Raw genomic sequence first — 24,071 nt, 5'->3', positions numbered from 1 at the left:
GACCCTCCCTTGTGACGGGCACACGTCGGTGCCCACGTCATCGAGTGAAGCCGCCGATCGGAGGGAGCGTCAACGGGCGCGCAGTGGTGGGGTGTCGGGGTTGGCGTGCGCCCCCACCACCCCGGTGTGAGGTTTACTCACCCCTCGGGGTGAGCACCTCCGCGCAGAAGCCCGGCGCGGGACCGAGCCCCGGCGCGAGCCCCGGAATCGAGACCGCTATCGAGCCCCGGCAGGGAGCCCCTGCGGCACCGGCCCCCGGGGCACAGCCGGGGGCCGGCCGCCGCGTACGGCGCCCGGCCCCGCGGCCGTACCGCGGTCAGTCGCGGACGGACTCGGCCGCCTCGGTGGCGGCCACGAACTCGGCGACGTGCTCGCCGGTCACCAGGTACACCACGCGCTTGGCCACCGAGACCGCGTGGTCGGCGAAACGCTCGTAGTAGCGGCCGACCAGCGTGACGTCCACGGCCGTCTCGATGCCGTGGTGCCACCGCTCGTCGATCAGGTGGGCGAAGAGCTCCCGGTGCAGCGCGTCGATCGCGTCGTCGTCCTGCTCCAGCTCCAGCGCCTTGTCGACGTCCTTGGTGGCGATCACCAGGCCGGCCTTGGCCACCAGGCGCTGGGCGAGCTGGCCCATCTCCAGCAGGGTCGCGTGCAGGTCGCGCGGCACCGCGGACTCGGGGTAGCGCAGCCGCGCGACCTTGGCCACGTGCCGGGCGAGGTCGCCGCAGCGCTCCAGGTCGGCGCTCATCCGCAGCGAGGTGACGACGATGCGCAGGTCGGTGGCGACCGGCTGCTGGCGGGCGAGCAGGTCGATCGCCCGGTTCTCCAGCTCGTGGTGCAGCTCGTTGATCTTTTCGTCGGAGGCGATCACGCTCTCCGCCAGCGCCAGGTCCGCGTCGAGGAGCGCGGTGGTGGCCCGGCCCAGCGCCGAGCCGGCCAGCCGGGCCATCTCGACCAGGCTGTCGCCGATCGAGTCGAGTTCCTCGTGGTACGCGTCGCGCATGCTCTCTCCTCAGAAGCTGTGTCGGTGGCGGTGCCGACCGGTCAGCCGGTACGACCGCGAATACGGTGTACGGGCGACCGCTGCTGGTGGCGCGAATGGTACGCGCGCACCTGGGCGGCGGACCTCTTTTCGGCCCGCTGCCCACTCCCACACGGGCTGCGTGGCCAACTCTCGGCCGTCCGGGCGACCACGCACGGCCGGTCCGGTGAATCGACAGCCACGTGGAGGTGAATTCTCGGCAACGCGAGGCCGATGCCTTGATCCGACCCTTGGGGAGCGCCCGCGCGGTGCGCTTAGGCTTTCGGTATGGACGTGAACGTGGCCGCCGCCGCTGCCTGCGCCATAGCCGGGCTCGGCGTCGGCCTCACGGCCTCCATCGCCTTCCGTTGGAGCGAGCGCGAACAGGCCAGGGGCAGGTACAGCAGCACCAGCGGCAGGAACCGGCAGCAGACTCTGGGCGGAACCGCCCAGGAACCCCCGCTTCCCCCGGGAGTCGACACCGTGCTCTCGGTGCTGCGCTCCTGCGCCGTCGTGCTCGGCGATGGCGACGAGGTGGTCAAGGCCAGCTCCGCCGCCTACGCGATGGGCCTGGTCCGCGGCGGCGCGGTCGCCGTCGACCAGCTGCTCGCGCTGGCCCGCTCCACCCGGCGGGACGGTGAGATCCGCCAGGTCGAGCTGGAGCTGCCCCGCCCGGGCGCGGCCCGCGCCGCCGAGCCGCTCGCGGTCTCGGTCCGGGTCGCCCCGCTGGGCTCGCGGCTGGTCCTGGTCCTGGTCGAGGACCAGACCGAGCGCCGCCGGGTCGAGGCGGTCCGCCGCGACTTCGTGGCCAACGTCAGCCACGAGCTCAAGACCCCGGTCGGCGCGCTCTCGCTGCTCTCCGAGGCGGTCGCGGACGCGGCCGACGACCCGGAGGCCGTCCAGCGCTTCGCCGGCCGGATGCAGATCGAGGCGACCAGGCTGGCCAGCCTGGTCCAGGAGATCATCGACCTCTCCCGGGTCCAGGACGACCGCCTGATGACCGACCCGGAGCCGGTCGCGGTGGACGAGCTGATCGCCGAGGCGATCGACCGCTGCCGTCAGCAGGCCGCGGCGAAGCAGATCCTGATCTCGGCCGGCGGCATCGCCGGCCTCTACCTGCACGGCAACCGCGGCCAGCTGGCCGCGGCCCTCGGCAACCTGGTCGAGAACGCCGTGAACTACAGCCCGCCGCGCACCCGGGTCGCGATCGCCACCCGCCGGATCTCCAGCGCCGCCGCCCTCGGTGAGGCGGACGGCGAGCTGATCGAGATCTCGGTGACCGACCAGGGCATAGGCATCTCCGAGAAGGACCGCGAGCGGGTCTTCGAACGCTTCTACCGCGTCGACCCGGCCCGCTCCCGGCAGACCGGCGGCACCGGCCTGGGCCTCTCCATCGTCAAGCACGTGGCCGCCTCGCACGGCGGCACCGTGTCGGTGTGGAGCGTCGAGGGCCAGGGCTCCACCTTCACCCTCCGCCTGCCCGCCGGGCAGGCCCCCGCGGATCTCACGCCCCCGGCCGGGGACGCCGCGGAACCCCTGTCAGACACAACCCCCCAGCTTGCCCCGGAGGCCTGATCGTGACCCGTGTACTGGTGGTCGAGGACGAGGAGTCGTTCAGCGACGCCCTCTCGTACATGCTCCGCAAGGAGGGCTTCGAGGTGGCCATCGCCGCCACCGGCCCCGACGCCCTGGAGCAGTTCGAACGGAACGGCGCCGACCTCGTCCTGCTCGACCTGATGCTGCCGGGACTGCCCGGCACCGAGGTCTGCCGCCAGCTCAGGGTGCGCTCCAACGTGCCGGTGATCATGGTCACCGCCAAGGACAGCGAGATCGACAAGGTGGTCGGTCTGGAGATAGGTGCCGACGACTACGTCACCAAGCCCTACTCCACCCGTGAGCTGGTCGCCCGGATCCGCGCGGTGCTGCGGCGCCGCGGCGAGGCGGAGGGCCCCGGCGACGGCGGCGGCCCGGGCGCCCTGGAGGCCGGCCCGGTCCGGATGGACGTCGACCGGCACGTGGTGACGGTGGACGGCGCCAAGGTCGACCTGCCGCTCAAGGAGTTCGACCTGCTGGAGATGCTGCTCCGCAACGCGGGCCGGGTGCTCACCCGGATGCAGCTGATCGACCGGGTCTGGGGCGCGGACTACGTCGGTGACACCAAGACCCTGGACGTCCACGTGAAGCGCCTGCGGGCGAAGATCGAGCCGGACCCGGGCGCGCCGCGCTACCTGGTGACGGTCCGCGGCCTCGGCTACAAGTTCGAGCCGTAAGCCGAGCCGCAAGCCGAGCTGTCGGCCGGGTCGGGAGCCGGGCCCCGTGGTGGGGCCCGGCCGCCGGCCCTGACGAAGGCCCCCTCCGGCAGCTGCCGGAGGGGGCCTTCGCCGTCGCTGTCGCCGCGGTCGCGGTATCGCCCGGGCCGCGCGGGACCCCGGCCCGCTCGGGACCGGGGTCGGTTCGGGACCGGGGTCAGTGGGTCCCGGCGGCCGGGGTGGCGGCGCCCGTCGCGGTGGCGGCACCCGCGGGGGTGGTCGCACCGGCGGCGGGGGTGGTCGCGGCGCCGGTGGCCGGCGCGGTCGCGGCACCGGTGGCGGGCGCGGGGGTGGTCGCGGTGCCGGCGGTGGCCGGCGAGGCGGCCTTGGTGGGCACGGCCGCCGGGCTGGCGGTCGGCCCGAAGCCCTTGTACAGGCCCTTGTTCGGGCTGACCGAAGCCTCGGCCTGCACCGACTGGCCGTTCTTGAACGTGAACGTGGTCGTCACGAAGCCGCCGACACTCACGGTGACGGAGGGCACGCGGGCGGACGGGTTGCCCGCGCCGCCGATCGCCACCGCGCCGTTGGCCGGGATCACGATGCCGGTCAGCGGGGCGCCCGCGGCGTCGGCGAGCGCGGCGTTGGCGTTGCCCACGGCGATGGACTGCAGCTCGGCGGGCAGCGCGCCGGTGTTGCTGATGTTCACCGTCACGTTGGCGGGGCCGGTGTGCTCGCCGGAGCTCTCGTCACCCGTGACGACGACGATGTTGTTCATGAGGAGATCGGTGCCGATCGTCGCCGAGGCGTTGTCGGGCTTGATCTCCAGGGTCTCCGCGGTGTTGCCGGCCGAGCAGGCCGACAGCGAGGCGATGGCGAGGGCGGCGATGGCGGCGATGCTGCCGACTCGAAGGCTGCGGCTCACGGCGGCGGCTTCTCCTAGGTCACGTGTCGGTTGGTCAGGTCTCAGATTATCGACCCTGCTTATGCGCTCCTCACGGGGTGGTCCCCGTGTCGCCCGCCGGGTCGCGGCCTGGCGCCCGTACGGCCGCACATCGCCGTGTCCAGATCAAGAGTGACCAAGATCGGATCACGATCGGGAAACGGCCCGATAAACGGTGAAATCCCAAGATCCAATCACGGTTTCGGGAGTGTTGCCGCAGGTTTCAATGGGTGCCGGAACCGCCTCCGACCTGCGGGAAGCTCGTCTCGAACACCGGTCGCAGCACGTCATGGGGGTGCTTGTCAAGCCCCGAGACCTGCCCTGACCTGCGAAAACGCCCTTCGGGTGCGCCGTGGGGCGTGTTATTCTGGAAAGCCACGGAAGGGGTCCTGTCACATGACGTTCAAGGTTGGCGACACGGTGGTCTACCCCCATCACGGGGCCGCGCTGATCGAGGCCATCGAAATTCGCCAGATCAAAGGTGTGGACAAGACCTACCTGGTGCTCAAGGTGCAGCAGGGAGACCTGACGCTCCGCGTGCCCGCCGAGAACGCGGAGTTCGTCGGCGTGCGCGATGTAGTCGGCCAGGAGGGTCTGGACCGGGTCTTCGAGGTGCTTCGCGCACCGTACACCGAAGAGCCGACCAACTGGTCCCGTCGCTACAAGGCGAACCTCGAAAAGCTCGCCTCGGGTGACGTTATCAAGGTCGCCGAGGTTGTGCGCGATCTCTGGCGTCGCGAGCGCGAGCGCGGCCTGTCGGCCGGCGAGAAGCGCATGCTCGCCAAGGCGCGCCAGATCCTGGTCAGCGAGCTCGCGCTGGCCGAGAACACCAACGAGGACAAGGCGGAGACGCTGCTCGACGAGGTGCTGGCCTCGTAGGGCAGGCGGGCTTCCGCCCACCGCACACAGCGCCCGATGCCGGCGCGCCGCTCACCGGACCGTACGTCCGAGAGTGGTGCAGTGGCACTTCGGGCGCTGAGGCGTGTCCGGACGACGCCCCCTCACCCGAGCCGGCCGGCCCTGGCCCGCATGACCGTTTCTGCGCGTTCCGTGCTGCGTGTCCTGTGGGCGGGAGACCGGTGGTGCTCACGGAAGAGGCCCGCGCCCGTCGTGCACGCCATGGCCATACCCACTTCGCCGAAGGAGTGAAACCTGAACGCCACAGCAGCAGTCGCAGCAGCAGTGGTGCCCGCCGCCGGACGCGGCGAGCGGTTGGGGCCCGGCGCCCCCAAGGCCCTGCGGGAACTGGGCGGTGTGCCGCTCCTGGTGCACGCCGTCCGCGCCCTCGCCCGCAGCCGGGCGGTCGGCCTGGTCGTGGTGGCCGCGCCGGCCGACGGCGTGGCCGAGGTCGTCGGGCTGCTCGACAGCCACGGCCTGGACGGCAAGGACATCCGCGTGGTGGCCGGCGGGGCCACCCGTCAGGAGTCGGTCCGGCTCGGCCTGGCCGCCATCCCGGCCGACGTGGAGATCGTCCTGGTGCACGACGCGGCCCGCCCGCTCGTCCCGGTCGAGGTGGTGGACGCGGTCGCGGCCGCCGTCCGGGCCGGGGCCGAGGCGGTGGTGCCGGCCGTGCCGCTGGCCGACACCGTCAAGCGGGTCGAGCCGAACCGGGGCGGCCCCGAGCCGGTGCTGGACACGCCCGACCGGTCCACCCTGCGGGCCGTCCAGACGCCGCAGGGCTTCCGCCGGGAGACCCTGGCCGCCGTGCACGAGAAGGCGCTGACCGAGGAGGCCGCCGGCGGCCTGCCGCCGGTCACCGACGACGCCGGCCTGGTGGAGCGCTTCGGCGGCCGGGTCGTGGTGGTGCCCGGCCACGAGGAGGCGTTCAAGGTGACCCGTCCGCTGGACCTCGTGCTCGCCGAGGCCGTGCTCGCCCGCAGGAGGGCCTCCGATGGCTACTGATCCGATCCTGCCCCGGGTGGGCGTCGGCACCGACGTGCACGCCTTCGAGGCCGGCCGCCCGCTCTGGGTGGCCGGGCTGGAGTGGCCGGGCGCCGAGTACGGCCTGGCCGGGCACTCGGACGCCGACGTGGCCGCGCACGCCTCCTGCGACGCGCTGTTCTCGGCCGCCGGGATCGGCGACCTCGGCGCGCACTTCGGCACCGACCGGCCCGAGTGGTCCGGCGCCTCCGGCGTCACCCTGCTCAAGGAGGCGGCCCGGCTGGTCCGCGAGGCCGGTTTCGAGATCGGCAACGTCTCGGTCCAGGTGATCGGCGTGCGGCCGAAGATCGGCAAGCGTCGGGACGAGGCCCAGGCCGCGCTCTCGGCGGCGGTCGGCGCGCCGGTGTCGGTCTCCGGCACCACCACCGACGGCCTCGGTCTCACCGGCCGGGCCGAGGGGCTGGCGGCGATCGCCACCGCGCTGGTCTACGAGCGGCGTTGACCCGGCGGCCGCTCGACGCCGGCCCGGCGTCGAGCGGCCACCCGGCCGGTCCGCAGGGCTCCGCAGGGACCGCAGTGGTCCGCAGGGGCCGACAGTGGTCCGGTCCGGGAATTCCCGGGTGTTGACGGGTGTTCAGAACGGTTTGTCGGGGCGGGAGTCGCTACCGTTCGGTGCGGGCCCGCTCGGCAGGTCCGCCCGTCTCCGCCGCTTGACGAGAAGAGGTCCCCGATGGCCGAACACCTCTCCGACCGGGCCAAGGCCCTGATCGACGGCAAGAGCTTCGCCGTGGTCTCGACGATCCAGCCCGACGGCAGCCCGCAGTCCTCCGTGGTCTGGGTGAAGCGGGACGGCGAGGACATCCTCTTCTCCACCGTGGAGGGCCGCCGCAAGCACCTCAACATGGTCCGGGACCCGCGGATCTCCCTGGTGGTCAACCCGCCGGACAGCCCGTACACCTACACGGAGGTGCGCGGTGCGGTCAGCTTCACCCGCGAGGGCGGCAAGGAGCTGATCGACGAGCTGGCGCACAAGTACCGCGGCGAGGAGGTCTACCGCTTCGACGGCCCCGAGGACGTGCGGGTGGTGGTGCGGCTCACCCCGCGCAAGGTGGTCGGCAACCTCTGAGCCGGGCCCCGCCCGGCCGCCCGGGGGCCCGCTCCGGCCGGGTCGCAGAACAGAAAACTGCGCAGCCGCGGTATTGACATTCCGGAATGTCGCGGGGCACCCCCTGCTGCCCACTACGCTTGACGCTGTGAGCATTCGCCTGTACGACACCAGCACCCGCCAGGTACGCGACTTCGTCCCGCTTGTACCGGGTTGTGTCTCGATCTACCTGTGCGGCGCTACCGTCCAGTCGGCGCCACACATCGGGCACATCCGGTCCGGGCTCAACTTCGACATCATGCAGCGGTGGTTCGCCTACCGCGGCTACCAGGTGACCTTCGCCCGGAACGTCACCGACATCGACGACAAGGTGATCGCCAAGGAGCGCGAGCTCGGCACGCCCTGGTGGCAGATCGCCTACGCCAACGAGCGGGCCTTCAACGACGGCTACACGGCGCTGGGCTGCCTGCCGCCGACCGTCGAGCCGCGGGCCACCGGGCACGTCCCCGAGATGATCGAGATGATGCAGACGCTCATCGCCAAGGGACACGCCTACGCGGCCGACGGCAACGTCTACTTCGACGTGAAGTCGTACCCCGAGTACCTCGAACTCTCCAACCAGAAGCTGGAGAACCTGCGTCAGCCCGAGGGCGAGGGCGAGACCGGCAAGCGCGACCCGCGCGACTTCGCCATGTGGAAGGCGGCCAAGCCGGGCGAGCCCAGCTGGGACACCCCCTGGGGCACCGGCCGTCCGGGCTGGCACCTGGAGTGCTCGGCGATGGCGCACAAGTACCTCGGCCGGGCCTTCGACATCCACGGCGGCGGGATCGACCTGATCTTCCCGCACCACGAGAACGAGATCGCCCAGTCCAAGGCGTACGGCGACGACTTCGCGAGCTTCTGGGTGCACAACGCCTGGGTCACCATGAGCGGCGAGAAGATGAGCAAGTCGCTCGGCAACTCGGTGCTGGTCTCCGAGATGGTCGAGCGCTGGCGTCCGCTGGTGCTCCGGTACTACCTGGCCGCCCCGCACTACCGCTCGACCATCGAGTACAGCGAGGAGTCGCTGCGTGAGGCCGAGGTCGGCTTCGGCCGGATCGAGGGCTTCGTCCAGCGCGTGGTCGAGCTCTGCGGCCCGGTCGAGGCCGCGGCCGAGGTGCCGCCGGCCTTCGCCGAGGCGATGGACGACGACCTGGGCGTGCCGCAGGCGCTGGCCATCGTGCACACCGCCGTCCGCCAGGGCAACAGCGCCCTCACCGCGGACGACAAGGAGAACGCGGTGGCGCGTCTGGCCGAGGTCCGTGCGATGCTCGGAGTACTGGGTCTGGACCCGCTCGACCCGCACTGGGCCGGGGCGGAGCGCGGCGAGGACCTGTACGGCGTGGTCGACTCGCTGGTCCGGATGGTCCTGGAGCAGCGGCAGGCCGCCCGGTCCCGCAAGGACTTCGCCACCGCGGACGCGATCCGCGACCAGCTCGGCGAGGCCGGGCTGGCCATCGAGGACACCCCGTCCGGCCCGCGCTGGACGATCAACAGCCAGTAACCCCCTCGGCGCTCAGCGCACGAAGGGGTGAGGGTGGGCCGTACCGGACCGGTGCGGCCCTCCCGCATGACGGAGCGCATGCCGTCGGCGGTACCGGGTCCCACCGGGCGGCCGGCCATGCCGGACAGACAGACAGGAAGTACAGCCATGGCCGGCAACAGCCAGCGCAGGAACCGCCGCAACCCCGGATCGAAGAAGGGCGCGTCTGTCGGTACCGGCGGGCACAGCCGGAAGGCGCTCCAGGGCAAGGGCCCGACCCCGCCCGGTGAGGCGCGCAAGGGCCACCCGAAGCAGCGGGCCGCCAACGCCGCGGTCAAGCGCGAGCGGGACGCCAAGGCCCGGGCCGGCATGCGCCGGGCCGGTGGCGGCGGCCGGGGCGGCCGCGGCGGCGCCGGCTCCGCCGAGCTGGTGTTCGGCCGCAACTCGGTGGTCGAGGCCCTGCAGGGCGACGTGCCGGCCAACGCGCTGTACGTCCAGCAGTTCATCGACACCGACGACCGGGTCCGCGACGCCTTCCAGGCCGCCAACGACCGCGGCATCCCGCTGATGGAGGCCCCCCGCGCGCAGCTGGACCAGATGACCGGCGGGATGAACCACCAGGGCCTGGTGCTGCAGGTCCCGCCGTACGAGTACGCGCACCCCGAGGACCTGCTGGACGAGGCGGCCGACTCGGGCCGGGACGCCCTGATCGTGGCGCTGGACGGCGTCACCGACTCGCGCAACCTGGGCGCCGTGGTCCGCTCCGCCGCCGCCTTCGGCGCGCACGGCGTGGTCATCCCCGAGCGCCGGGCGGCCGGCATGACCGCCGGTGCCTGGAAGACCTCCTCCGGTGCCGCGGCGCGGCTGCCCGTCGCCCGCGCCACCAACCTGACCCGGACGCTGGAGGCCTACCAGAAGGCCGGCCTGATGGTGGTCGGCCTGGCCGCCGACGGCGAGGCGGAGATCGGCGACCTGGAGGCGCTGACCGGTCCGGTGGTCATCGTCGCGGGCAGCGAGGGCAAGGGCCTGTCCCGGCTGGTCTCGGAGACCTGCGACCTGCGGGTGCGGATCCCGATGTCCGGTCTCACCGAGTCGCTGAACGCCGGTGTCGCCGCGGGCGTGGTGCTGTACGAGGCCGCGCGGCTGCGTTCCAAGGTGGGCTGACCCCACAGGCACATCCGCCGGTCGCGGCGCAGCCGGTCTTCCGATTTGGCCGCGCTCCGTCCGCAATTCGGGTGAAAGCGATCGGGCTCGACCGGGCCCGATCGCTTTACTCATGATCACTTCAAGCGGGTGCCGGACATCCACCCGGGAGAGTGTCCTAACCGGGTGTCACCCGGTTAGACGGGTGTGGACACCAGAACACCTCGGCGCCCCCTCCTGGGCGGCGGCAGCACCGGGATAGACGCGGGCCCCGGCCTCAACACCGTCAAGGTGCCGTCCGACCCTGCGCGCCTCAGCAGCACCCAGGCGAGCTTCCGGCTCCGGCTCGGCGCCCCGGTGGCGCCGCTGATCGAGGCCCCGGCCGGACTGCTGTCCACCGGCGCCGCGTTCGGCGACCCGTACGCCTCGCAGGGCCTGATCCGCCGTCCGCTGGTCACCCCGCAGGTCGTCGTGCCCGCCTCGGCCGTCCCGGCGTTCGCCGGGGCCGGCGGCGCGGGCGCACCGCGCCGCAAGGGCCGGGTCACCGCCGTCACCTGGACCGGCCAGGCGCCCCCCGGGGACCCGGCGGCCACCCGGCTGCTGGAGGCCGTCCGGCTCACCGGCGTGCCCGCCCCGGCGGGGGTCGGCGGGCGCGGCGGCTCCTCGGCCGACGCGGACACCCAGGTGATCCCCTCGTACGCGGGCTCCCGGACCGTCCCGAGGCAGCCGCGCGAGGGCGCCGGGACGGCCACCGAGGCCGGCGTCGGCCCGGTCGGCGCCCCGGCGGGCTGGACGCCCAGCGGCGAGCTGCCCGAGGTCTCCGCAGCCTCCGCCGAGGGGAAGCAGCCCTGGTACCCGGGCCGCCGGGTCGACCTCGGCCTGGTGCTGCTGCCGCTGCGCGCCGTGCTCGGCTCGCTCTCGGTCTACGCCGGGTTCAGCAAGCTGTGCGACCCGGTGTACTTCGACGGCGGCGAGCGCGGTTCGATGATGCGCTGGCTCTCCTCGCTGCACCCCTGGAAGGTCGCCGAGCCGCTGCTGGCCTTCGCCATGGCGCACCCGGTGGGCGCGGGCCTGGTGGTGTCGTTCACCGAGATCGTGGTCGGCGTGCTGACCGTCCTCGGTCTCTGGCAGCGGATCGCGGCCGGGGCGGCGATGCTGCTCTCCGCTGCGCTGCTGTTCACCGTCAGCTGGCGGGCGGTGCCGGTCTACGACACCCCCGACCTGATCTTCCTGGCGGCGTGGAGCCCACTGCTGATCGCCGGGGCGCCGTTCGCCTCCCTGGACGGGCGGCTCAACCTGGAGGCCTGGCGCCGGTACGGCTCCGGTGCCCCCGCGGCGCTGCGGCGGCGGGTGCTGCGCCGCGGCGCGGTGGTCACCGCGGTGGTGGTCGGCCTGACCCTGCTGCTCGGTTCGATGCTGGGCGCGGCGGTCCGGACCGGCAGCCGGCCGCACCCCGCGCCGGCCAAGCCGGCCACCGACTACGGCACGCCGGTCTGGCCGAGCGGCGGTCCGTCGGTCGCCCCCGGCGGGCAGGGCCCGTCCACCTCGCCCTCGCACGCACCCTCGCGGCCGGCCTCGTCCACACCGAGCGCGTCCGCCCCGGCCTCGCCGTCCGCGGCCGCGTCGTCGACGCCGCCGAAGGCCGCGACGGCCTCCCCGAGCGGCAAGGCGCGCCCGGCCAAGCCGGAGAGCGGCGCGGGCTCGGCCCCGGCGGCGGCGCCGTCGGGCGCCGCACCGGCTGCGGGCTCGTCGCCCGCGCAGCGCAGCACGCCGGCGGGCGGGGCGGGGACGGCGCCGAAGCCGAGCCAGAGCAGCGGCTCCGGGGGCGGTTCGGGCTCCGGGTCGGGTTCGGGCTCGGGGCTGCTGGGAGGGGTGCTGGGCAGCGGGCCGCTGTCCGACCTCTCCGGCGGCGGCGCGCGGCCGGGGGCGCCGACGTCCACCTGACGTACGGCGGTGGGCGGGGGCTCGGGAGGGCCCCGCCGGCGCGGGCTTGCCCGGGCCGGGGCCGGGCCGGTGTCGCACCGTCCGCCCCCCGCTCACCGGAGGAACGAGTCGGCCGGGTGCTCCGTGGGGGAGCACCCGGCCGACTGCCGTGTGCGGCGGCTCCGTCGGGCCGTGGGGGTGGTCCGGAGGACGGTGCCGGCTCCGGCGGCTACGCCGGCGGGCGGCCGGCCCCCGAGGCGAGCTCCTTGGCCGCCTCGGTGAGGTCCTTCGCGGTGTCGATGGCGCGCCAGTACACGCCCTGCGGCAGCTGGTACCCGGCCAGCTTCTTGCTCCGGGCCAGCTGCGGGAAGGTCGTCCGCTCGTGGTCGCCGACGTCCGGCAGCAGCTCGGTGAACTCCGGGCTGAACACGTAGAGGCCGGCGTTGATGAGGAACGGCGAGGGCGGGGCCTCGATGAAGTCGAGGACGTTGCCGAACTGGTCCGTCTCCACCGCGCCCCAGGGGATCCGCGGGCGGGCCAGCGCGAGCGTCGCGACGGCGTCCCGCTCGCGGTGGAAGGCGGCCATGTCGCGCAGGCTGAACCTGGTCCAGATGTCGCCGTTGGTGGCGTACCAGGGCTCGTCCGGCCGGGGCAGCGCCTTGGCCGCGTACTTGAGCCCGCCCCCGCGTCCGAGCGGCTCCGCCTCGACGACCGTGCGGACCCGCAGCGGCAGCTCGGCCGTGTCGAGCCACTCCTCCAGCACGTCGGCCAGGTGCCCGCAGGAGATCACCACGTCGGTGACGCCCTCGGCGGCGAGCCAGGCCAGCTGATGGCCGAGGATCGGGGTGCCCGTGCCCGGGATCTCGACCAGCGGCTTCGGCCGGTCGTCGGTGTAGGGCCGCAGCCGGGAGCCCTGGCCGCCGGCCAGGATGACGGCCTGGGTGACGACGGGCTGCTGCTGCGCCGCGGATGGCTGCGGGGCCGGCGGGGGCGTGGTGTCAGCGGTCATGCCTGCACAATAGGCGCGCACGCCGCCCGGCGGTCGTCAGCCGGCGGCACCCGAGGCGAAGGAGCCGTCACAGACCGGGCGTGCGAAGGACCGCGCACGCTTGGCGTCGCCCTGGTACTTGCGCACCGCCGCCTTGCCCAGCTCGGTGGCGAGCGTGCTGCAGTACGGCGTCAGCTCCGGCTGCTCGCGCATCGAGCGCTCCAACAGGTCCAGCGCGGTGCCCGGGTTGTGCGCGCGCAGTTCGTCCAGCAGCGCGACGCGGAGGGCGTCCTGCGGGGCGAGCCCGTCCGGCGCCTTGCCGGTGGGCGTCCGACCGATGCCGGCGCCGTCCTCGCTGGAGGCCGCCACGACCTGCTGGTCCAGCCCGGTGGGCGGAGCCCACGGCACCCTGGTCACGGCGAGGGTGCCGGTGGTGACGAGGACCACGGGCAGGGTGAGGGCGATGGTCTGGCCGATGCGGCGAACTAGCTGCTTCACGCTCAGGAGCGTAGCGGCGGGTGCGGGGAGGATCGCGCTCCGTTACACCATCGAGTGACAGGGTGTCCCGGTTCGTCCCTGCACCGTGTTGACGACGGCGGAGTCCCGCCGGACCGCGTGGTCCGGCGGGACTCCGTCCTGGTGCTGCCGCGGGCGGCCCACCGCCCCGGCGCGCTCCGTCGCTCGGGCGCGCTCAGTTGCTCAGGCGGGCACCGGTGGTGGTGGAGAACACGTGGGTCTCGCCGGCGATCGGCACGACGTGGATCGTCTCGCCGCGGGCCGGGATCTGGCGGCCGTGCACGCGGACGACCAGGTCGCGGTCCTCGCCGCCGATCTTGGTGGTGCCGTAGACGAAGCCGTCCGAGCCGAGCTCCTCGACCACGTTGACGGTCACGGCGACACCCTCGATGCCACCGCCCGCGACGATCTCGAAGTGCTCCGGGCGGATGCCGACCGTCACGGTCTTGTCGCTGCCGGCGCCGGCCAGGTCCTCGCGGGAGATGTTGACGACCGAGCCGCCGAACTTCACGCCGCCGTCCACCAGCGGCACCTCGATCAGGTTCATGGCCGGCGAACCGATGAAGCCGGCCACGAAGAGGTTGGCGGGCTTGTCGTACATGTTGCGCGGGGTGTCGACCTGCTGCAGCAGGCCGCCCTTGAGCACCGCGACCCGGTCGCCCATGGTGAGCGCCTCGGTCTGGTCGTGCGTGACGTAGACGGTGGTGATGCCCAGCCGGCGCTGCAGGCCCGCGATCTGCGTACGGGTCGAGACGCGGAGCTTGGCGTCGAGGTTCGACAGCGGCTCGTCCATCAGGAAGACCTGCGGCTCGCGGACGATCGCGCGGCCCATCGCGACGCGCTGGCGCTGACCGCCGGAGAGCGCCTTCGGCTTGCGGTCCAGGTACTCGGTGAGGTCGAGGATCTTCGCGGCCTCTTCGACCTTGGTGCGGATCTCGCTCTTGTTGACGCCCGCGATCTTGAGCGCGAAGCCCATGTTCTCCGCCACGGTCATGTGCGGGTAGAGCGCGTAGTTCTGGAACACCATCGCGATGTCCCGGTCCTTCGGCGGCAGGTGGGTGACGTCGCGGTCGCCGATGCGGATGGCGCCGCTGTTGACGTCCTCCAGACCGGCCAGCATCCGCAGGCTGGTCGACTTGCCGCAGCCCGAGGGGCCGACCAGGACGAGGAACTCGCCGTCCGCGATCTCCAGGTCCAGCGCGTCCACCGACGGCTTGTCGGCACCGGGGTAGACCCGGGTCGCCTTGTCGTACGTCACAGAAGCCATGACTGAGCTCTCCTTCACCGGCAGGAACGTGCCGGACGATCCGAGTAAAGGGTGGATGTCGTGCCGCCGGCCCGCCCAGTGGTCTGAACCACCGCACAAGCCGGCTCCCGGCGACGCTACCTGCGCCTACGCCGCTTGTCAGCCCCTGGCCCCTTCGATTTCGGCATCGGTTGCATCACGCCCGCCTCATCCCAGCCACCCCGCCCATCCCCCGGATATGCCACCACCGCCCCACCCCCGCCCGGTAGACTGCCCCCGGTGCCGCCGTGACCACGTCGCGGACGGTCACCATGCCTCCTTAGCTCAGCTGGCCAGAGCACCGCTCTTGTAAAGCGGGGGTCGTCGGTTCGAACCCGACAGGGGGCTCGTTGTGGAGGCTTTCAGAAGCGCCCCGAGCCGTGTCCGGCTCGGGGCGCTTTGTTGTGCCGGGGTGGGGGTTCGCCTCAGTGGGGGCGGAGTTGGCGGAGGGTCCAGCCGGTGGCGTCGGGGGTCAGCGGGCGGGTGTGGGTGCTGAGGAGCTCGGCGGCGCGGCGGTAGGAGAGACGGGCCCGGGCGGTGTGGGGGCAGCGGTCGCGCGCGGGGGTGGTGGCGGGGGCGCGGCGGTCGGTGAGGAAGAGGGGGCCGGCGGTGCGGCCGGCGATGAGGAGGGGGAGCAGGCGGGCGGTGCCGGTCCGCCAGCGCAGCGGGGCGGTCGAGGGGTGGGTGCGCCGGTGGGGGAGGTCGAGGTGGTCGACGTCGAGGGCGAGGGCGGCCTCGACGGTGGCGCCGCTCTCGTGCAGGAGGTGCCAGAGGGCCTGTTCGCGGAGCGGGGCGCGGAGGGTGAAGAGGGCGCGCAGCTGGTCGGGGGTGAGCGGGGCGGGGTCCGTGGGTCCGGGGGCCGGGAGGGCCTGCGGGATCAGGGCGGTCGTGGGGTCGGTGGAGATCCAGCCCCGGGTGAGCCACCAGGCGGCGGCCGCGCGCAGGGTGGAGATTTCGCGGTTGAGGGTGCGCGTGCCGGCGGTGGCGGTGCGGTGGGCGGCGGCGGCCCGGAGGCGGGCAGGGGTGTCGGGGCGGTCGAGCAGGGCGAGCGGGAGGACCGGCGGGCGGGCGCGGCGCCGTTCGGGGCCGGTGGGGGCCGGCCGGTCGGCGAGCGCCCAGGCCCACGTGTCGAGGGCGATCCGGTAGACGCGGCGGGAGCCGGTGCCGAGGCCGGAGGCGGCCAGGTAGTGCTCGACCGCGACCGCGTACTCGACGGGGGGCCTGATGGTCATCGGGGCTCGCTCTTTCCGCAGTAAACGATGAAGGGAAGGCGAATTCAGCATAGGCGAGTGGCGCAGTAAATGGCAGGTGGGAGAGGGTTGGTGGGGGGATTTACTGCGGCAGTCGGCTCGGGTGCAGAAATTGATGCGAGTGGGCTCAGGTTTTCCGGCCGAAAGCCTTGAAAGAGGCTTCGGCGCGCAGGCAGACTTGCCGCCCATGGCAGTGGATGCGGACTTGGTTCCCGCCCGCCGGACGCGGCTGCGCAGCCGCCTCTCCGTGCTGGGCGAACACGATTTCCGGTGGTTCTTCGTCGGCTACGCGACCTCTCTGTTCGGCTCCTCGATGGCGCCGGTCGCGGTGGCCTTCGCGGTGCTCGACGGCGGTGGGGGCGGCACCGACCTGGGGTGGGTGATGGCGGCCAGGATCCTGCCGATCGTGCTGGTGATGCCGGCCGGCGGGGTGGCCGCGGACCGGCTGGGCAGCCGGGGGGTGATGCTGGCCGCGGACGTGCTGCGCTGCGGGGTCCAGGGGGTGTTCGCGGCAGCGCTGGCCGCCGGACACGCGCCGGTGTGGGCGATGGTGGGGCTGGTCGCGCTCTGGGGACTCGGCGAGGGGGTGTTCCTGCCCGCACTGGGGGCGTTGGTGCCCGGGCTGGTCGCCCGGAAGGACTGCCTTGCGGACGCCAACGCCCTGCTGGGGCTGGCCCGTTCGGTCTCCACGGTGGCCGGTCCGGCGCTCGCGGGGGTGCTGGTGGCGTGGTCCGGCCCGGCGTCGGTCCTGCTGGTCGACGCGGTCACGTACGGGGTCGGTGCGTTGGCGCTGGCTCGGCTCGCGGTGGCCGGGCTCGCGGGCGCCGGGCCGGCGGAACCGGGTGCGTCCGCCTCGATGCTGCCGGATCTGCGCGAGGGGTGGTCGGAGTTCCGGTCGAGGCCGTGGCTCTGGGTCACCACGGTGCAGATGGCCTTCTTCAACCTGCTGGTCTGGGCGCCGTTCCTGGTGCTCGGGCCGCTGACCGCGCAGCGCCGGCTCGGCGGGGCGGGCGCCTGGGGCCTGGTGATGGGCGTGTACGGGGCCGGCGCGGTGCTGGGCGGTCTGCTGGTGCTGGGGCGCCGGCCGGCGCGGCCGCTCGCCGTTGCCACGGTGGCGGCCCTCGGCTGGGCACTCCCCTCGGCGGCGCTCGCGGCGGGTGCGCCGCTGCCCTGGACGGCCGCGGCGGCACTGGTGGCCGGGGTCGGATCGGCGGTCTGCGGGGCGCTGTACGAAACCACGATGCAACGCTGGGTGCCAGGCGACGTCCTGGCCCGGGTCACCGCCTTCGGCGGGTTGGGTGCCTTCGTCCTCGGCCCGCTCGGGCTGGCGGCGGCCGGTCCGCTGGCCGACCGGGTCGGGGCGGGCACCGTGCTGGCCTTCGGGGCCGTGTGGCAACTCGCCTCCGGCGTGGCGGTGTTGGCGGTGCGCGAGGTGCGCTGCGCAGGCTGGGGCTCACCCGGACGGACGAGCGGCGGCGGGGCGGACTGAGCCGGGGAGCGCCGGGGCCCGGGGCCGGGGACCGTCCGGCAGGTACGGCTCCGGCGCACCGGGAGAGCACCGGGGGCGGGCCGGTCGTACGGTGGAGGGAGTGCGGGGGTGAACGGAGGAGGTCGGCCATGCCTGGTTCTCTCACCATCAGCCATCACGAGGCGTCCGTCGCGATGGAGCACACCGACGCCAAGCGCCTCGCCACGATGCTCGAGGAGCTCGCCTATCTGCTGGAGATCCCCGGGCCGAACCGGATCAACGACGCACAGCTCGCGGTCCTCTGCGAGGGCCGGGCGCCCGACCGGGCCGAGCTGGTGCACTGGTCGCGCGAGCTCGCCACGGAGCTGAAGGGGCGGCTCTAGGACAGGACCGTCGGGCCGGTCACCGGGCGAGGACGGGCTCCGGACGAGCCGGTGCCGGACGAGCCGGTGCCGGACCGGCGTGAGACGTACGATGGCGCGCGGGGCGGGTGGTCCTCGCGCGCCTTCCGGGTGCCGGCGCGGCCGGCGGCCGGCCCGTTGGAGGAGGGCGGGGGCCCGCGGATGTCGCAGCGGATGTCGCAGTCGGGATCGATGGCGCAGACCGGATCGGCCGGAGCGGCCACGCCGTCCACATCGGCCACATCGGCCATGTCGGCCACATCGGCCACACGGTCCGCAGTGTCCGGAGCGCGGCCGGGCGGCGCGCCCCGACCGGGCGGGATGTCCTGGCTGACCGTGGAGACGCCGCTGCCGAGCGGGCCGATGCACATCGCGGTGACGCCGCTGGGCGTGGTGGCCGGGGGCTACCTGGGGGACGAGGCCCGTGAGCTGCCGCGCTGCACGGACGAGGCGAAGATCGCCGCGGTGAACGGGCGGATCGGCGACTACCTGGCCGGCCGGACCCGGGAGCCGGGACTTCCGATCGACTGGAGCCTGAGCACCGGCCCGCACCGGGCGGTGCTGCAGACCCTGCTCCGCGAGGTGCCGTACGGGCGGACCATCACCTACGGCGAACTGGCCGCCCGCAGCGGGGTGTTCGAGGACGTGACGGAGCCGGGGTCGGCCGCCCGGACGGTCGGGCAGATGATGGCCGCCAATCCCGTTCCGCTGCTGGTGCCGTGCCACCGGGTGGTGGCGGCGGACGGGATCGGCGGCTTCGGCGGCGGCCGGGTCGGCATCGACGTGAAGCGCTGGCTGCTCACCCTGGAGGGGGTGCTGGAACCGACGCTGGACTGGAACGGCCCGCTGTAGCGGGCGCGTCGGGCCCGCGGCGGTGGCCGGACCCGACCGGACCCGACCGGACCCCCGATCCCCTGCGGCCGCCGTCGCTCAGTGCACGAGTTCCACCGGGGCGAGGCCCATGCCGAACGGGACCTCGCGCGGGAGCACCGGCTGGATGCCGGCGACCAACGTGTACTCGATCGCGGCCAGTTCCTCGGGCCAGTCGGTGTCGGGCCGCTCGCCGAGCGCCAGCTGCACGGCGTTCCACGGCAGATTGAGCCCGCACAGGCGCAGTTGGTGCAGGCCGCCGGAGGGCCGGGTGTTCACGTCGATGACGATCGGCTCCCCGCGGAGGTGGCGGAACTGCACGTTGGAGAGGAAGGCCATCCCGGTGGACTCGACCACCCGGCGGGCCGGTTCCAGGTACCGCGGTGCGGTGGTGAAGCTGCGGCGGCGCCGGTGCTTGCTGCGGCCGACGGCGGCGAGCAGGGTGCCGTCGCGGTCGGCGAGGCAGTCCACCGAGACCTCGGGCCCGTCCAGGAAGGGCATCACCAGCAGGTCGGCGGGTTCGTCGGCGGCGTCCAGTGCGGCGGCCACCTGCTCGACCTGGACCCGGCTGTCCCAACCGGCCAGCCGGTGCAGGCCGAACGGCTCGCGGGTGAGCACCCGGAAGCCCTCGCCGCCGGCGCCGGAGACCGGCTTGAGGCAGGCGGTGAGGCCGGCGGCCTCGATCCGGTCGACGGCGGTGAGCAGGTCGGCGGCGCTGCGCACCTGCCACCAGGGCGGGGTGGGCAGACCGGCGGCGGCCAGCGCCGCGTAGCCGTCCGCCTTGCTGTCGAAGGCCGCGATCGCGGTGGCGGGCGGGCAGGCGAGGGCGGTGCCGATCGCCTCGAACTCCTGGTGGTGCAGGGATATCGCGAGTTGGTTGAGGCGGGGCAGGAAGACGTCGATGGAGTGGCGGGCGCAGTAGTCGAGCGCGTAGGCGACGTAGGCGTCCGGGGTCAGGTCGCCCGGTTCCAGGGCGGCGTGGTCGGCGGCGGCCAGGACGGGGGAGTCGGCGTCGACGTGGGTGGCGTGGACCAGGACGGGGCGCGGGGCGGCGCGCAGCTGTTCGATGAAGAAGACGTTCTCGGCGTAGGTGCGGTTGAGCCAGACACGTACGGGGGCGCTCATGAGGGCCTACCAGGGCAGGGGTGAACGAGGGGAGGGCCATCCGGTGCGACCACACGCGTCAACTGGCCCCGTGGCCCTTTGAGGTGGCACCTTAGCGGCCCCTGGCGCGGTCGCGCACCGGGGGTGCCCGAGGGGCTGAGGGGGCGCGGGGGCCGCTCGGCGGGGTCGTGGCGGGCCGGTCGTGCCGCGGTTCGTCCGGCCGGGTGTTCGACAACCGCACGGCGGGCGGGTTCCGGCTATTCGAATGCTTATCGAATCAATATCGATCAGGTGATCTAGTCGTCCTATTTGTTCGGTTATTCCGACCACTCGAAAGAGTGATTGCGGTGGGCCTCTGAATGGCCTCACCATGATTGTTGCAAGGCGACACTTCACCGGGTATGCGAAGGGCTCCCTATGTCGACCGAAACCACCGTCGGTATTCCTGCACCCGGCGGTCAGCCGCAGGTCCAGCAGCAGAGTCTCGGCACGGCGGGCGCGAGGAATCTTGCGACGACGACCAAGTCCGCGCCGCAGATGCAGGGCATCAGCCCGCGATGGCTGCTCCGGATGCTGCCGTGGGTCGAGGTGTCCGGCGGCACGTACCGGGTGAACCGTCGCCTGCGCTACTCGGTCGGCCGCGGCCGGGTGGGCTTCGTCCAGACCGGGGCCGAGGTGCGGATCGTCCCGCCGAGCCTGCGCGAGGTCCCGGTGCTGCGCGGCTTCGAGGACGACGCCGTACTGGAGGAGCTGGCCGGCCGCTTCGTCCAGCGCGAGTTCGCCGCCGGTGACGTGCTGGTCGCGGCCGGGGCGGCGATCGACGAGGTCTTCGTCATCGCGCACGGCAAGCTCGACCGACTGGGGTCCGGCAAGTACGGCGAGGAGGCGGTGGTCGGCACCCTGGCCGACGGCGACCACCTGGGCGACGAGGTGCTCCGGACCGAGGGCGTCTGGCCGTACACCGTGCGGGCAGCCACCGCGGGCACCGTGCTGGCGCTCCCCTGGTCCTCGTTCCAGGAGCTCGCGGACCGCTCCGAGGCGCTGCAGCTGCAGATCATGGAGTACCTGGCCGGCTTCGAGCAGGCGCAGAACAAGCACGGTGAGGCGGCGATCGGCCTCTCGGCCGGCCACCACGGCGAGTACGAGCTGCCCGGCGCCTTCGTGGACTACGAGCTGAGGCCGCGCGAGTACGAGCTGAGCGTCGCGCAGACCGTCCTCAAGGTGCACAGCCGGGTCGCCGACCTCTACAACCAGCCGATGAACCAGACCGAGCACCAGCTGCGGCTGACCATCGAGGCGCTGCGCGAGCGCCAGGAGCACGAGCTGATCAACAACCCGGAGTTCGGCCTGCTGCAGAACGCCGAGTACGACCAGCGGATCCAGACCCACTCCGGCCCGCCCACCCCGGACGACATGGACGAGCTGCTGAGCCGCCGGCGCAGCACCAAGATGTTCCTCGCCCACCCGCGGGCCATCGCCGCCTTCGGCCGGGAGTGCAACCGCCGCGGCCTCTACCCGGACACCGTCGAGGTGCAGGGCCGGCAGGTCTTCGGCTGGCGCGGCGTGCCGGTGTTCCCGTGCAACAAGATCCCGATCGTCGACGGTCACAGCAGCTCGATCATCGCGATGCGTACCGGCGAGGACAACCAGGGCGTCATCGGCCTGCACCAGACCGGAATCCCCGACGAATTCGAGCCGAGCCTCTCGGTCCGGTTCATGGGGATCGACGAGAAGGCCATCATTTCCTATCTGGTCAGCGCGTACTACTCCGCAGCCATTCTGGTGCCCGACGCCATCGGTGTCCTCGAAAACGTCAACGTCGCCCAGCGTCGCGACTGACCGGGGCCGGTCGGACACGGTGCTGCCCGGCCGGGCGGAATCGGCCCGGTCGGGCAGCACCGGCCACCTCATGAGGGGGAGGAATTCATGGGAATTTTCACATTGGAGCGCGATCACCGCGAGGGGAACGAGGCGGCGGACGTGCTCGCCCGCGCCCGCGGCCTGGTGGACCCGGTGTTGCGCGCCGCCGTCGACTCGCTGCCCGGCTCGATGCGCAAGGTCGCGGGCTACCACTTCGGCTGGTGGGAGGCGGACGGATCGCCCGTGGCCGCCCCCTCCGGAAAGGCCATCAGACCGGCGATGGTCCTGGCCGCCACCCAGGCCCTCGGTGGCAGCCCGGGCTCGGCCACCGCGGCGGCGGCCGCCGTAGAGCTGGTCCACAACTTCACGCTACTCCACGACGACGTCATCGACCGCGACGAGACCAGGCGCCACCGGCCCACCGCCTGGCGGGTGTTCGGCACCACCGAGGCCATCCTGGCCGGTGACGCCATGCACTCGCTGGCCCTGCGCCTGCTCGCGGAGGACACCCATCCGGCAGCCCAGGGCTCGATCCGCCGGCTGACCGACTGCGTGGTCGAGCTCTGCGAGGGCCAGCAGATCGACTGCGCCTTCGAGCAGCGCAGTGACGTTTCGCTCGCCGAGTGCCTGGCGATGGCGGAGGCCAAGACGGGCGCGCTGCTCGGCGCCGCCTGCGCGATCGGCGGACGGTACGCGGGCGCCTCCGAGGAGGCCGCCCAGGCGCTGGACGGGTTCGGCCGCGAGATCGGCCTGGCGTTCCAGCTCATCGACGACCTGATCGGGATCTGGGGCGACCCGGCCGTCACCGGCAAGCCGGTCGGAGCGGACTTGGTGGCACGCAAGAAGTCGCTGCCGGTGGTGGCGGCGCTCGGCTCCGGGACGGCCGAAGGGCGGGTCCTGGCCGAGCTGTACGCGCTCGAACGAGTGCTCAGCCCGGAGGAGTTGCGCCGCTGCGCGGCGGCCGTCGAGGGGGCAGGCGGGCGCGGCTGGGCGCAGGGGGAGTCCTGCGAGCGGATGGCGGCAGCGCTCGCCCAGCTGGCCACCGCGGTGCCCGAGCCCTCCGCGGCCGACGACCTGCTCGCCCTCGCGGAGCTGGTCACCCGGCGCAGCCACTGACGGGGAGCCCGGGCAGGGAACGGCAGGCCCCGGGGAAGCCAGGCCCCGGGAAGCCGTGCCCAGGGGCCGTCGGGCCGGGGAGCCCCGGCCCGGGCCGGGGCTCCCCGGCCGGCGGGCCGCCCGCCGCACCCCCGCGGCGCGTACGACCGCGCCGCGGGGCCCGTACACCTACGCCCGCCGCGCTACGCCAGGGCGTCGAGCAGGCGCTGCTCCTTGGCCGGGACGATTCCCTGCCGGACGTGGGCACCCTTGCGCCCCTTGAGGCCGTCGCCGTCGGTGTCCTCGGCCGGCCCGCGCTGCTGGAGCCAGGCCCAGGTGTCGCGTGCGGTCTCGGCGAACGGCCGGCACCGCAGGCCGGCCTCCCGGGCCCGGGAGGTGTCGGCGAGCCAGACGGCGGCGAAGTCCGGCCCCGCGGGCGCCCAGAGCGGGAGTTCGCTCCACGGCTGGACGCTGTCCGGCCCCTCGGCGAGCAGCGGGCCGTCCTCGACCCAGACCAGCTCGGCGGGTGCACCGCCGCCCACCGGCGCACCGACCACGTCCCGACAGGTCTGCAGGAACTCCTCGAAGGTGACGCTCCCCGGCGGGGCCGTGGTGATGTAGCGCCCGGTGTGCCCGGCGGTCAGCGCATCGAGGCCGAAGGCCGCGAAGTCGCGCACGTCGATGACCTGCATGGCCCGGCCCGGATCGCCCGGCGCCAGGACCCGACCGCCGCGGGCCATCCGCTCCAGCCACCAGGGCAGGCGGCCCCCGTTCTCGTGCGGGCCGATCAGCAGCCCGCTGTTGAGGATCAGCGTCCGCTCGGCGCCGAAGTACTCCAGCACCGCACGCTCGCAGCCGGCCTTCAGTGCGTTGTCGAGCGGCTGGCCGGGCGGGGTGTCGGCCGGGCACGGGCGCAGCGGGGAGTCCTCGTCGACCACCTGGGCCGGCCAGTCGGTGAAGGCGTGGACGGAGGAGACGAAGGTGTAGTGGTCGGCGTGTTCGCGCAGCAGACGGGCGGAGGTCGCGGCCTGGGCGGGCTGCTGGGCCGAGGTGTCCACGACGGCGTCCCAGTGCCGCCCGTCGACCAGCCGTGTCAGGTCGTCGTCGCGGTCGCGGTCGCCGTGGACCGGCTCGACACCGGGCAGGTCGTCATGGGAGTGGCCGCGGTTGAACGTGGTCACCTCGTGGCCGCGTGCGAGGGCTTCGGTCGCGAAGGCCCGCCCCAGGAAGGACGATCCACCGAGCAGCAGGATTCTCATACCGGCAAGGCTTCCTGATCCGGCTCGTCCGCACACGCCGATTCGCTGTCGGCAGAGGTACCGCGCGGCCCCGGCCTGCAGCTCCGGCCCTGCAGCTCCTGCCTATGGCCCCGCGGGCAGCCCCCGAGCACGGCCCCGCGTACAGCCCCGGCCTACGGCCGCCGGCGCCCGCGCCCGGCCCGCCCGCGCGG

General features: G+C 73.5%; 22 protein-coding genes and 1 tRNA gene. 15 read left to right on the top strand and 8 right to left on the bottom strand.

All coding sequences use genetic code 11. The features are described from left to right. Window positions 1-316: 316 nt before the first annotated feature. Window positions 317-1,003 carry a phosphate signaling complex protein PhoU gene (phoU, locus tag ACIPSC_RS18045; RefSeq protein ID WP_400826692.1) on the bottom strand — a complete coding sequence of 229 codons (687 nt, stop codon included), beginning with the start codon at window positions 1,001-1,003 and terminating at the stop codon, window positions 317-319. A 306-nt stretch (window positions 1,004-1,309) separates the two neighbouring features. On the opposite strand from phoU, the gene ACIPSC_RS18040 reads away from it, so the two are divergent. Both ACIPSC_RS18040 and ACIPSC_RS18035 read left to right on the top strand, forming a co-directional pair. Then, window positions 1,310-2,596 (top strand): sensor histidine kinase, encoded by a 1,287-nt coding sequence (locus tag ACIPSC_RS18040; RefSeq protein ID WP_400826691.1) that lies wholly within the window; start codon window positions 1,310-1,312, stop codon window positions 2,594-2,596. 2 nt (window positions 2,597-2,598) lie between these two features. Beyond that, window positions 2,599-3,291 (top strand): response regulator transcription factor, encoded by a 693-nt coding sequence (locus ACIPSC_RS18035; RefSeq protein ID WP_238863613.1) that lies wholly within the window; start codon window positions 2,599-2,601, stop codon window positions 3,289-3,291. A 196-nt stretch (window positions 3,292-3,487) separates the two neighbouring features. Here the strand turns inward: ACIPSC_RS18035 and ACIPSC_RS18030 are convergent, their stop codons facing one another. After that, complete coding sequence (locus ACIPSC_RS18030) at window positions 3,488-4,192, bottom strand: DUF461 domain-containing protein (protein WP_400826690.1); 705 nt, start codon at window positions 4,190-4,192, stop codon at window positions 3,488-3,490. A gap of 414 nt (window positions 4,193-4,606) precedes the next feature. Between ACIPSC_RS18030 and ACIPSC_RS18025 the strand changes: the two genes are divergently transcribed. From ACIPSC_RS18025 to ACIPSC_RS17995, 7 genes are all read left to right on the top strand, one after another. Then, window positions 4,607-5,089 (top strand): CarD family transcriptional regulator, encoded by a 483-nt coding sequence (locus tag ACIPSC_RS18025; protein WP_030244332.1) that lies wholly within the window; start codon window positions 4,607-4,609, stop codon window positions 5,087-5,089. A 273-nt stretch (window positions 5,090-5,362) separates the two neighbouring features. Continuing rightward, window positions 5,363-6,112 carry a 2-C-methyl-D-erythritol 4-phosphate cytidylyltransferase gene (gene ispD, locus ACIPSC_RS18020; RefSeq protein WP_400826838.1) on the top strand — a complete coding sequence of 250 codons (750 nt, stop codon included), beginning with the start codon at window positions 5,363-5,365 and terminating at the stop codon, window positions 6,110-6,112. Beyond that, window positions 6,102-6,593 carry a 2-C-methyl-D-erythritol 2,4-cyclodiphosphate synthase gene (ispF, locus tag ACIPSC_RS18015; RefSeq protein ID WP_400826689.1) on the top strand — a complete coding sequence of 164 codons (492 nt, stop codon included), beginning with the start codon at window positions 6,102-6,104 and terminating at the stop codon, window positions 6,591-6,593. The genes ispD and ispF overlap by 11 nt, the downstream gene beginning before the upstream one ends. Window positions 6,594-6,821: 228 nt before the next feature. Continuing rightward, a complete protein-coding gene (locus ACIPSC_RS18010; protein ID WP_400826688.1) occupies window positions 6,822-7,217 on the top strand; it encodes a PPOX class F420-dependent oxidoreductase in 396 nt (131 codons plus the stop codon). A gap of 127 nt (window positions 7,218-7,344) precedes the next feature. Further along, window positions 7,345-8,739, top strand: a complete 1,395-nt coding sequence (gene cysS, locus ACIPSC_RS18005) for a cysteine--tRNA ligase (RefSeq protein WP_400826687.1) — start codon at window positions 7,345-7,347, stop codon at window positions 8,737-8,739. 147 nt (window positions 8,740-8,886) lie between these two features. Next, window positions 8,887-9,882 carry a 23S rRNA (guanosine(2251)-2'-O)-methyltransferase RlmB gene (gene rlmB / locus ACIPSC_RS18000; RefSeq protein WP_400826686.1) on the top strand — a complete coding sequence of 332 codons (996 nt, stop codon included), beginning with the start codon at window positions 8,887-8,889 and terminating at the stop codon, window positions 9,880-9,882. Between the two features lie 186 nt (window positions 9,883-10,068). Next, window positions 10,069-11,805, top strand: a complete 1,737-nt coding sequence (locus ACIPSC_RS17995; RefSeq protein ID WP_400826685.1) for a DoxX family membrane protein — start codon at window positions 10,069-10,071, stop codon at window positions 11,803-11,805. Window positions 11,806-12,013: 208 nt separating this feature from the next. Here ACIPSC_RS17995 and ACIPSC_RS17990 read toward each other — a convergent pair whose 3' ends face one another. From ACIPSC_RS17990 to ACIPSC_RS17980, 3 genes are all read right to left on the bottom strand, one after another. Further along, on the bottom strand, window positions 12,014-12,793 hold the full coding sequence (locus ACIPSC_RS17990) for an NDP-sugar synthase (RefSeq protein ID WP_400826684.1): 780 nt from the start codon (window positions 12,791-12,793) through the stop codon (window positions 12,014-12,016). Between the two features lie 36 nt (window positions 12,794-12,829). Next, complete coding sequence (locus ACIPSC_RS17985) at window positions 12,830-13,270, bottom strand: hypothetical protein (protein WP_400826683.1); 441 nt, start codon at window positions 13,268-13,270, stop codon at window positions 12,830-12,832. A gap of 193 nt (window positions 13,271-13,463) precedes the next feature. Further along, window positions 13,464-14,555, bottom strand: coding sequence for an ABC transporter ATP-binding protein (locus ACIPSC_RS17980; RefSeq protein WP_400826682.1), 1,092 nt, complete (start codon window positions 14,553-14,555; stop codon window positions 13,464-13,466). Window positions 14,556-14,847: 292 nt separating this feature from the next. Between ACIPSC_RS17980 and ACIPSC_RS17975 the strand changes: the two genes are divergently transcribed. Then, window positions 14,848-14,921 (top strand) — tRNA-Thr (locus tag ACIPSC_RS17975). A 77-nt stretch (window positions 14,922-14,998) separates the two neighbouring features. Here ACIPSC_RS17975 and ACIPSC_RS17970 read toward each other — a convergent pair. Then, window positions 14,999-15,805: a hypothetical protein gene (locus tag ACIPSC_RS17970; RefSeq protein ID WP_400826681.1), complete on the bottom strand. Its 807-nt coding sequence runs from the start codon at window positions 15,803-15,805 to the stop codon at window positions 14,999-15,001. Between the two features lie 205 nt (window positions 15,806-16,010). On the opposite strand from ACIPSC_RS17970, the gene ACIPSC_RS17965 reads away from it, so the two are divergent. The 3 genes from ACIPSC_RS17965 to ACIPSC_RS17955 all read left to right on the top strand — a co-directional run bounded on the left by ACIPSC_RS17965 (window position 16,011) and on the right by ACIPSC_RS17955 (window position 18,544). Beyond that, window positions 16,011-17,312: an MFS transporter gene (locus ACIPSC_RS17965; protein ID WP_400826680.1), complete on the top strand. Its 1,302-nt coding sequence runs from the start codon at window positions 16,011-16,013 to the stop codon at window positions 17,310-17,312. Window positions 17,313-17,440: 128 nt separating this feature from the next. Then, on the top strand, window positions 17,441-17,674 hold the full coding sequence (locus tag ACIPSC_RS17960; RefSeq protein ID WP_400826679.1) for a hypothetical protein: 234 nt from the start codon (window positions 17,441-17,443) through the stop codon (window positions 17,672-17,674). A gap of 339 nt (window positions 17,675-18,013) precedes the next feature. Beyond that, window positions 18,014-18,544 (top strand): methylated-DNA--[protein]-cysteine S-methyltransferase, encoded by a 531-nt coding sequence (locus ACIPSC_RS17955; RefSeq protein ID WP_400826678.1) that lies wholly within the window; start codon window positions 18,014-18,016, stop codon window positions 18,542-18,544. A gap of 78 nt (window positions 18,545-18,622) precedes the next feature. On the opposite strand, the gene ACIPSC_RS17950 is transcribed toward ACIPSC_RS17955, so the two are convergent. Beyond that, window positions 18,623-19,687: an ATP-grasp domain-containing protein gene (locus ACIPSC_RS17950; RefSeq protein WP_400826677.1), complete on the bottom strand. Its 1,065-nt coding sequence runs from the start codon at window positions 19,685-19,687 to the stop codon at window positions 18,623-18,625. A 396-nt stretch (window positions 19,688-20,083) separates the two neighbouring features. Between ACIPSC_RS17950 and ACIPSC_RS17945 the strand changes: the two genes are divergently transcribed. Together ACIPSC_RS17945 and ACIPSC_RS17940 are read left to right on the top strand one after the other, a co-directional pair. After that, entirely contained in the window at window positions 20,084-21,505 is a 1,422-nt protein-coding gene (locus ACIPSC_RS17945; RefSeq protein WP_400826675.1) for a family 2B encapsulin nanocompartment shell protein, read from the top strand. Window positions 21,506-21,592: 87 nt separating this feature from the next. Beyond that, window positions 21,593-22,642 carry a family 2 encapsulin nanocompartment cargo protein polyprenyl transferase gene (locus ACIPSC_RS17940; RefSeq protein WP_400826673.1) on the top strand — a complete coding sequence of 350 codons (1,050 nt, stop codon included), beginning with the start codon at window positions 21,593-21,595 and terminating at the stop codon, window positions 22,640-22,642. 182 nt (window positions 22,643-22,824) lie between these two features. Here the strand turns inward: ACIPSC_RS17940 and ACIPSC_RS17935 are convergent, their stop codons facing one another. After that, window positions 22,825-23,880, bottom strand: coding sequence for an NAD-dependent epimerase/dehydratase family protein (locus ACIPSC_RS17935; protein WP_400826671.1), 1,056 nt, complete (start codon window positions 23,878-23,880; stop codon window positions 22,825-22,827). Between the last annotated feature and the right edge of the window lie 191 nt (window positions 23,881-24,071).

The sequence above is a fragment of the Kitasatospora sp. NPDC090091 genome (assembly GCF_044747365.1).
GTDB lineage: Bacteria > Actinomycetota > Actinomycetes > Streptomycetales > Streptomycetaceae > Kitasatospora.
The sequence above is the reverse complement of the archived record's forward strand: the minus strand, read 5'-3'. Positions and strand labels throughout refer to the sequence as shown.

Excerpts from the sequence above, each read along its gene's own strand:
- ispF (WP_400826689.1), top strand. The coding sequence starts at position 6,102 with ATGGCTACTGATCCGATCCTGCCCCGGGTGGGCGTCGGCACCGACGTG.
- ACIPSC_RS17950 (WP_400826677.1), bottom strand. The coding sequence starts at position 19,687 with ATGAGCGCCCCCGTACGTGTCTGGCTCAACCGCACCTACGCCGAGAAC.
- ACIPSC_RS18025 (WP_030244332.1), top strand. The coding sequence starts at position 4,607 with ATGACGTTCAAGGTTGGCGACACGGTGGTCTACCCCCATCACGGGGCC.
- ACIPSC_RS17960 (WP_400826679.1), top strand. The coding sequence starts at position 17,441 with ATGCCTGGTTCTCTCACCATCAGCCATCACGAGGCGTCCGTCGCGATG.
- ACIPSC_RS17990 (WP_400826684.1), bottom strand. The coding sequence starts at position 12,793 with ATGACCGCTGACACCACGCCCCCGCCGGCCCCGCAGCCATCCGCGGCG.
- ACIPSC_RS18010 (WP_400826688.1), top strand. The coding sequence starts at position 6,822 with ATGGCCGAACACCTCTCCGACCGGGCCAAGGCCCTGATCGACGGCAAG.
- ACIPSC_RS17970 (WP_400826681.1), bottom strand. The coding sequence starts at position 15,805 with ATGACCATCAGGCCCCCCGTCGAGTACGCGGTCGCGGTCGAGCACTAC.
- ACIPSC_RS18040 (WP_400826691.1), top strand. The coding sequence starts at position 1,310 with ATGGACGTGAACGTGGCCGCCGCCGCTGCCTGCGCCATAGCCGGGCTC.
- rlmB (WP_400826686.1), top strand. The coding sequence starts at position 8,887 with ATGGCCGGCAACAGCCAGCGCAGGAACCGCCGCAACCCCGGATCGAAG.
- ACIPSC_RS17940 (WP_400826673.1), top strand. The coding sequence starts at position 21,593 with ATGGGAATTTTCACATTGGAGCGCGATCACCGCGAGGGGAACGAGGCG.
- ACIPSC_RS17980 (WP_400826682.1), bottom strand. The coding sequence starts at position 14,555 with ATGGCTTCTGTGACGTACGACAAGGCGACCCGGGTCTACCCCGGTGCC.
- ACIPSC_RS17965 (WP_400826680.1), top strand. The coding sequence starts at position 16,011 with ATGGCAGTGGATGCGGACTTGGTTCCCGCCCGCCGGACGCGGCTGCGC.
- phoU (WP_400826692.1), bottom strand. The coding sequence starts at position 1,003 with ATGCGCGACGCGTACCACGAGGAACTCGACTCGATCGGCGACAGCCTG.
- ACIPSC_RS17955 (WP_400826678.1), top strand. The coding sequence starts at position 18,014 with ATGTCCTGGCTGACCGTGGAGACGCCGCTGCCGAGCGGGCCGATGCAC.
- ACIPSC_RS17945 (WP_400826675.1), top strand. The coding sequence starts at position 20,084 with ATGTCGACCGAAACCACCGTCGGTATTCCTGCACCCGGCGGTCAGCCG.
- ACIPSC_RS17935 (WP_400826671.1), bottom strand. The coding sequence starts at position 23,880 with ATGAGAATCCTGCTGCTCGGTGGATCGTCCTTCCTGGGGCGGGCCTTC.